The sequence below is a fragment of the Sinomonas sp. genome, assembly GCF_051955515.1.
Lineage (GTDB): Bacteria > Actinomycetota > Actinomycetes > Actinomycetales > Micrococcaceae > Sinomonas.
The window spans coordinates 1-6,618 of the sequence record NZ_JBQCGQ010000124.1; the positions used below are offsets into that span (position 1 = coordinate 1).

Genomic DNA, 6,618 nt, shown 5'->3' on the forward strand with positions numbered 1-6,618 from the left:
CGAAGTATCGATGACCTCGTGGTCATACGACTTCAGCCGGATGCGGATCTTCTGTCCCGCCATATCGTCCGACTCGCTTTCATGTCAGTGCTGCACTGTTCGGTTTCAGCTATCCGTGGCTGCCGAGGCATTCAAGGTCGAGGCCACCACAGGCCGCACTGACTGAATCCGGGATTTCCCGGGTTCCTCAATCAGCCGGCCCTCCGACCCCCGCGGTCGGGCGTGTCGTGATTTGCACACGCACGTACCCGTAGCTTCTTTGCGGAGGTGGGTCATATTTGGGCTCCAGCTTGGACCCTGCACCCGGCATTATCCGGATCGGGACGCGAAGGAGCGCTTGAACAACTCATCTAGTGTGCCAGAGAACGCGAGCGATAGCCAATCGGCCTGTAGCCAAGGCCCGGCGGCCGGGGCGATGATATGCCCATGCCGCGCCTCGCCGTCGACCGTTTGGCAGCCATGCTGCCCGCGGACTTCACGCTGGGCGTCGCTACCGCGGCTTTCCAGATCGAAGGAGCCGTGGACGACGACGGCCGCGGCCCCTCAGGCTGGGATGTCTTCGCCGAGCTCGACGGCGCCATCGAGGACGGCGCCTCGCCCGCCATCGCCGTCGACCATTATCACCGGCTCGAGGAGGATGTTGCCCTCCTCGGCGACCTCGGCGTCGACTCGTACCGGCTCTCCATCTCGTGGCCCCGGGTGCAGCCCGAGGGGCGCGGCCCCTGGAACGAGAAGGGCTGGGCGTTCTACGACAGGCTCATCGATCTCCTGCTCCACGCAGGGGTCAGTCCTATGGTCACCCTCTACCACTGGGACACGCCCCTTGCACTCGAACGCGATGGAGGCTGGCTGTCCCGCGCGACGTCGGAACGCTTCGCCGACTATGCGGCGGAGGCAGGGCGGCGCCTCGGGGACCGCGTGCCGCACTGGATCACGCTCAACGAACCCGTCACCGTGACGCTCAACGGCTATGCGCTGGGGCTGCACGCGCCCGGCCGCAAGCTCTTCTACCGGGCGCTTCCCGCAGTGCACCATCAGCTCCTGGCCCACGGGCTCGCCACTCAGGCGCTCAGGGGATCGGGCGCGCGAGGGCAGGTGGGGATCACCAACCTGCACGCCCCCGTCTATCCGAAGTCCTCACGGCTGTTGGACAAGCTCCACGCCCGCGTCTTCGACACGCTGTTCAACGGCATCTATGCGGATCCTGTCCTGCTGGGCCGGTACCCGAAGCTTCCCTGGCTGGGCCGGGGAAACTTCCAGCCCCTCCGCGCGGTCATCCGCAAAGGCGACCTCGAGGTGATCCACCAGCCGCTCGACTTCTACGGACTCAACTACTACTACCCCGTCAGGATCGGGGCCGGAACGGATCCCGAGAACGAGCTCGCCGGCGAGATCGAGGCCCTCAAGGAGCTCCCCTTCCACCTCGCGGAGTTCCCCGAGTTTCCGCGGACGGGATTCGGGTGGCCGATCGCCCCCGGGCACATTGGAGTGCAGCTCGCCGAGCTGCACCGCCGCTACGGTGACGCGCTGCCGCCGATCTTCGTGACGGAGAACGGCGCGAGCTTCCCGGAGCCCTCCAGCGCGGACGAGCCGATCGACGACCAGGAGCGGATCGACTACCTCGCCTCGCATCTGGAATCCGCGCTGCTGTCGGTGCGGCCTGACGGCCCGGCCAGCGGCGTGCGGCTCGCTGGGTGGTTCGTATGGACCCTGCTCGACAACTTCGAATGGGCCGCCGGGTACTCCCAGCGCTTCGGGCTTGTCCACGTTGACTTCGACACGCTCGAGCGCACGCCCAAAGCATCGTTCGAGTGGCTGCGAAGCCTCAATCAGGCCCGGCGCCGGCAGAGCGCGGCGTGACGTCGGGCCACTACTCGCCGCGGTTCGCGCGCCGGATGCGCTTGGCCCGCTCGATCTCGTTCTTGAAGTTCTTCCGGACGTAGAAGTACCCGGCCACGAGCACGACCACGAGCGCCATGACGATGATCCAGCCCATGCCCGAGTCCTTTCCGAGGGTGCGCCGGCCACAGGCTCGGCTCCTCCTACGGTAGCAGCGTGCCCTACGGTAGCAGCGTGCCCCTCGGCGATCGGACGAGCCACCATACCGCGAATCCGATGAGGGCAAGGCCGAGGGCACCGAGAAGCAGGTAAGGGTAAGCCCGCACGGCCCAGAGGACACACGCGAGCACGCCGATGGCTCCCCACGCGGTGAAGCGCCGCTCCCCCACAGCCAGGCCCGCGCCGACCAGCCCCGCGAAGACAACGAGGAGCCACACCTGCTGGGCACCATCCGCCGTGAACGCCACCGCAAGTCCGGTCAGCGTCGCCATCGAGGCCGCCGTTGTGAGCCAGATGGCTCCCGCGCGCGCTTGGATCGAGACGTAGCGCAAGCCTGCTATGGACGCGGCAAGCACGATGTACCACTGAGCAAGCCAGAAGGGGCTCTCCCCCATCCTCCCGGCGAACAGGGCCCTCTGGATCGCTGCCACCACGACCACCATCCCGAGCTCCGTCGCGAGCCGTCTCCAGCGCAGCGGGAGCTCTGGAACCGTCAGGGCGACGAGGGCAAGGGCTAGGAAGGGCAGGACTGGGGAGGCTGGGGGCTCCCAGGCGGCGCGGGCCGCAAGGCCGAGGGCGACGACGGCGCTCCCCACGAGCGACCAGCGTCGCACCGGATCTGCGCCGAGCCGCGCGAGGCCGGCTAGACGTTCGTCCGCCGCCGCCCAGATGGTTGCCCACCGGAGCGCCATACCGATTCCGGCCGGGAGCACGCCGCCGACGAGTGTCATGAGCACGTCATTCCACGGCGGCGTCTGGGGCGTGAAGACACTCTCGGCGACGGCGACCGTCGCCGCAAGCCCAGCAAGGCAACCGAGGGGGAACGACACGCCAGAAGCCGCCGGGACATGGCCCCACACGCTGTTGACCGCAAAGAGCGCTGCCGCGCAGCTGGCGAGCGCGAGGCCGACGACCCACGCTGGCTCTCTGGCACTGGCCGCCGCTGCGATCACGGCGAAGCTCGCGGCTCCGGCCGTCCAAGGCCACAAGGACCTCAGGTTTCCGCTGGTGCGATGGGTCCCGTCCCACAGGACCATGCCGATGGTGTGAGCGAGGGCAACTAGGCACCCAACGAGTACCAGGCCTATCCCTGTCACGAGCGGCTGAGCGAGGAACTGGCCGCGAGGGAACGCGATCGCCGGGGCGGCCCAGACCAAGGTCATGAGCATCCCGGCGACTCCGGCATACCCCGCTGCCGGCTGGCGGCGCAGGGTGAGCAGAACACTGGCGACAAGCAGCAGCGATTCCACGAGGAGCACCCAGCGTCCGCCGATATGCTCCCCGCGGGCCGTGACGGCATAGACAACGGGCAGAGCGAGCTGGGCGGCGATGCTGCTCCAGTACGTCGCGGTCTGGAACGGAAGGTCCGCGGCGCGTCCGCGGAGCAGAAGGCGCACCACGTGCTGCGCGGCGAGACCTGCCGCGAGGCCGACGCTCACCACGGTAGCCGAGGCCGTGGCATCCTGAGCCACCATCGCAACGAGGACGAGAGGCAGCACGCGTGCGGCCACGAGATGGACTCCGCCGACCATCCGGTCCCGACTGAGGAGGACAACGATCGCCGCGTAGACCGCAAAGACGGCCGTGAGGATCTCGGAGACCCGCAGATCACCGGCGGCGAGGAGCATGGTCAGGATGTACGCACTCGGCGCCACCGCGACCGCGGCATGACGACGGAGAAGCGCGAGTCCGGCCAGGGCGGCGCCAACCGCTGCCCCGACGATGAGCGCCGAGGTGACCGGACCGGATGTGGTGGTGCACCCCGCCGTCGCAACCGCGAGAACCACCGAGGCGTCCTCGAGGCCCCAGCGGAAGACAAGGCCCCTGCGCCGGATGGCGCGAACCTCGGCCATCAGGGGAATCCCTAATTGGGCGAGCGCAACGACCGCAAGAACGTGAGCAGCCGTGACGGTCTGCCCCGCCACGGCGAAGACCCAGCCATCGCGGACCGCCGTCTGGAACACGGCGACGACGAAGGCAGTCGAGGCAAGCCGAGTCGCCCACCCGTACGTCAACCGACGGGCCGAGGTCGATGACCGCAAGACGCCCGCAGCGCAGATGACACAGAGCGTCGCCAGCACACTGTTCCCCGCGCCCCACCGATCAGCGGTGAACAGGCCGAATGCCGCCGCTGACAGCATCGCAACAGGCAGCCATTCGTCGAAGGGAATCCCAAGGACCCTCCCGCGCTCCGGATCGGGCCTGCCGATCGACGCCGTGGCGAGTGCCAAGGCCGCGATCGAGCAGCCCAGTGCTGCGATGACGTGCCACGTCGCGCCATGCCGTGGCTCGACCAGCGCGGCGACAACAGTTCCGCCCACCGCAGCGGCTGCCATGAAGCCGGTGACCTGAACGTGGGCGAAAGGTGTCCGTCCGAGCGCCTCCGTGTTGCGCGAGGCAGGGAGGATGAGCTGCAGGGCCGCCATCAGCGCTGCCGCTGTGGCCACGGCGGCCGCACGGAAGCCGAAGCCGACCGAGTCGGGCAGAACCGCGTTGACGCCAGCTGGAGCGGCGAACACCGAGGCGATCCGCGCAGCGACGATGCAGCGGCCCCTGTCCCAACCTGCCGTCGCCACGTCGTCGGACGGAACGAGGGCCGAGGGCCAGATAGCACGAGCGAGCCAGTAAAGCGTCGCGACGAGCGAGAGCACCGCGACAGACTCGCGGCCGAGCGGACCGCCGATGACGGCAAGGAGGGCGACTCCCACGACCGGCAGCGCTTCTGTAGCACGGCCGTGCCGCCACGCGGTGAACTGGGCGCCCACGAGCGTCAGTGCAGCGAGCGCGTAGAGGGCGGGCCGCGCCCCGCCGAGATCCAGCGCATAGGCGATCAGCGCCGAAAGGAGAAGCACGGCCAGTATCGCGACCCCCGTGCTCTGCTCAATTCGGACGCCGCGCCGAGACAGCCCGACACCAGTCGAGATGCGCCGGTCGAAGAGGCCGACGGCGAGCACCTGCGCGGCGGTCATGACGCCCGCGGCGACGGCCCCAGCGTCGAAGGCGAAGAGGCCATCGCCGAAAACCCCCGAGTCCGCCGCTTGGCCGAAGGTGGTCGCGACGGCGATGATCGCCGTCGTACGCGCCGCCCACCACGAGAATCGCCGCAGCACAAGTGGCCCGCGAGTCAGCACCGCGAGCAGGAAGTGGAGGCACAGGGCACCGACGAGTGCGGGATACTGCCCGCGTTCGAGCGCGGGCGCAGCAAAGGTCGCGGCTGCGAAGGTCGCAGGGGCGACATAGGGGTGCAGCCGAATCACCGAACGCAGCATGATCGGCGCGACCCATCGTGGCCGGGCGGCCGCGACGACCCCCAGAGCCGCGGAAAGGATGATGATGGCGAGGAAATCCATCGCCAGAGCGCCGCCGAGAGCGGCCGTGCCCGACCATGCAGCGGAGAAGGCAAATGTCAGCGACAGATACACGAGGATGCGGCTCTGTAGCCTGAGCGCCGCCGCACCGTAAGCCGCCAGACCCACAAGACTCGTGACGAGCCAGGTGACGGCTGGGCGATGGACCAAGATCAGATCGACCGCAAGACCCGAGACAGGAAGAAGCGCCAGTCCCGTGCCGGTGAAGGCAACGGCGGCGGGGCGCAGACGGGGCACTCGCGCGTGAACCACGAGACCCGCAGCATAGAACAGCGAGGTGGCGCAGATCAGCACCATAATCCTCGCGATGTCCGCGGCCCCGCTCGCGAGGAACAGCGAACCCGCCGCCACGATCAGCAGGGAGGCCACGTACAGGGCGATGTTCGCGTTCTGGACCCCGCGGCGCGCGCGGCGCCGGGCGGCCATTGCGCCCCCATTCTCTCCCACTGGCCGAAGCACGGGCGGCTCAGTCATGACTGGCGCGTGCCGCGAGGGACCAGACCGTGCCGGGACGATCAAGGGGGACCGCGCCGGCTCCGGTCCAGGGGTGGGTGCGGGCTGCGGAACGGGGAGGTGACGCGGAGTGGGGACAGGCTGCTGCTGAGGAGCTGCGGCACCCGCATCGCGCAGCCCTTGTTCCCACCCCGCCCGGTGGCCCTCAAAGAAGCCGGAGCGGTGGCCCTCCGCGAAGCCCTGGCGCCGCCCGGCCTCGAATCCCGCTTGATACCACGCATCGAACTCAGGATTGCTCACGACTCCCCCGCTTCCGCGCCCCAGGCGCCAGCATTTAATCCACTTGTTGGAATAATACGGGACGAAAAAGCCCCGCCGCAATGCTGCGGCGGGGCTTCTCAGTGGCGGCTAGCAGGCCGCCGAATCCTCGCGAAGACTACTTGAGGATCTTGGTAACGCGGCCCGAGCCAACCGTACGGCCACCCTCACGGATGGCGAAGCCGAGGCCCTCTTCCATAGCGATCGGCTGGATGAGCGCAACGGTCATCTCAGTGTTGTCGCCAGGCATGACCATCTCGGTGCCCTCGGGGAGGGTGATGACGCCGGTCACGTCCGTGGTACGGAAGTAGAACTGCGGGCGGTAGTTCGAGTAGAACGGGTTGTGACGCCCACCCTCGTCCTTGGAGAGGATGTAGACGTTCGCCTCGAAGTCGGTGTGCGGGGTGATCGAACCCGGCTT

The 6,618-nt window shown here is 68.4% G+C and carries 3 protein-coding genes and 2 pseudogenes; 1 reads left to right on the forward strand and 4 read right to left on the reverse strand.

Going from position 1 to position 6,618, the window contains the following annotated elements:
- Positions 1–63: pseudogene (locus tag ACTHL9_RS06915) on the reverse strand (30S ribosomal protein S10); the annotation flags it as partial.
- Positions 64–426: 363 nt separating this feature from the next.
- Between ACTHL9_RS06915 and ACTHL9_RS06920 the strand changes: the two are divergent.
- A complete protein-coding gene (locus tag ACTHL9_RS06920; protein WP_440518113.1) occupies positions 427–1,860 on the forward strand; it encodes a GH1 family beta-glucosidase in 1,434 nt (477 codons plus the stop codon).
- A 10-nt stretch (positions 1,861–1,870) separates the two neighbouring features.
- Here ACTHL9_RS06920 and ACTHL9_RS06925 read toward each other — a convergent pair whose 3' ends face one another.
- The 3 genes and pseudogenes from ACTHL9_RS06925 to ACTHL9_RS06935 all read right to left on the reverse strand — a co-directional run.
- Positions 1,871–1,996, reverse strand: a complete 126-nt coding sequence (locus ACTHL9_RS06925) for a hypothetical protein (RefSeq protein WP_440518114.1) — start codon at positions 1,994–1,996, stop codon at positions 1,871–1,873.
- 64 nt (positions 1,997–2,060) lie between these two features.
- Complete coding sequence (locus tag ACTHL9_RS06930) at positions 2,061–5,852, reverse strand: hypothetical protein (protein ID WP_440518115.1); 3,792 nt, start codon at positions 5,850–5,852, stop codon at positions 2,061–2,063.
- 463 nt (positions 5,853–6,315) lie between these two features.
- A pseudogene (locus ACTHL9_RS06935) lies at positions 6,316–6,618 on the reverse strand (elongation factor Tu); the annotation flags it as partial.

What these genes read in the sequence shown, in the direction of transcription:
- ACTHL9_RS06920 (WP_440518113.1), top strand. Translation starts at nt 427, where the DNA reads ATGCCGCGCCTCGCCGTCGACCGTTTGGCAGCCATGCTGCCCGCGGAC.
- ACTHL9_RS06925 (WP_440518114.1), bottom strand. Translation starts at nt 1,996, where the DNA reads ATGGGCTGGATCATCGTCATGGCGCTCGTGGTCGTGCTCGTGGCCGGG.
- ACTHL9_RS06930 (WP_440518115.1), bottom strand. Translation starts at nt 5,852, where the DNA reads ATGGCCGCCCGGCGCCGCGCGCGCCGCGGGGTCCAGAACGCGAACATC.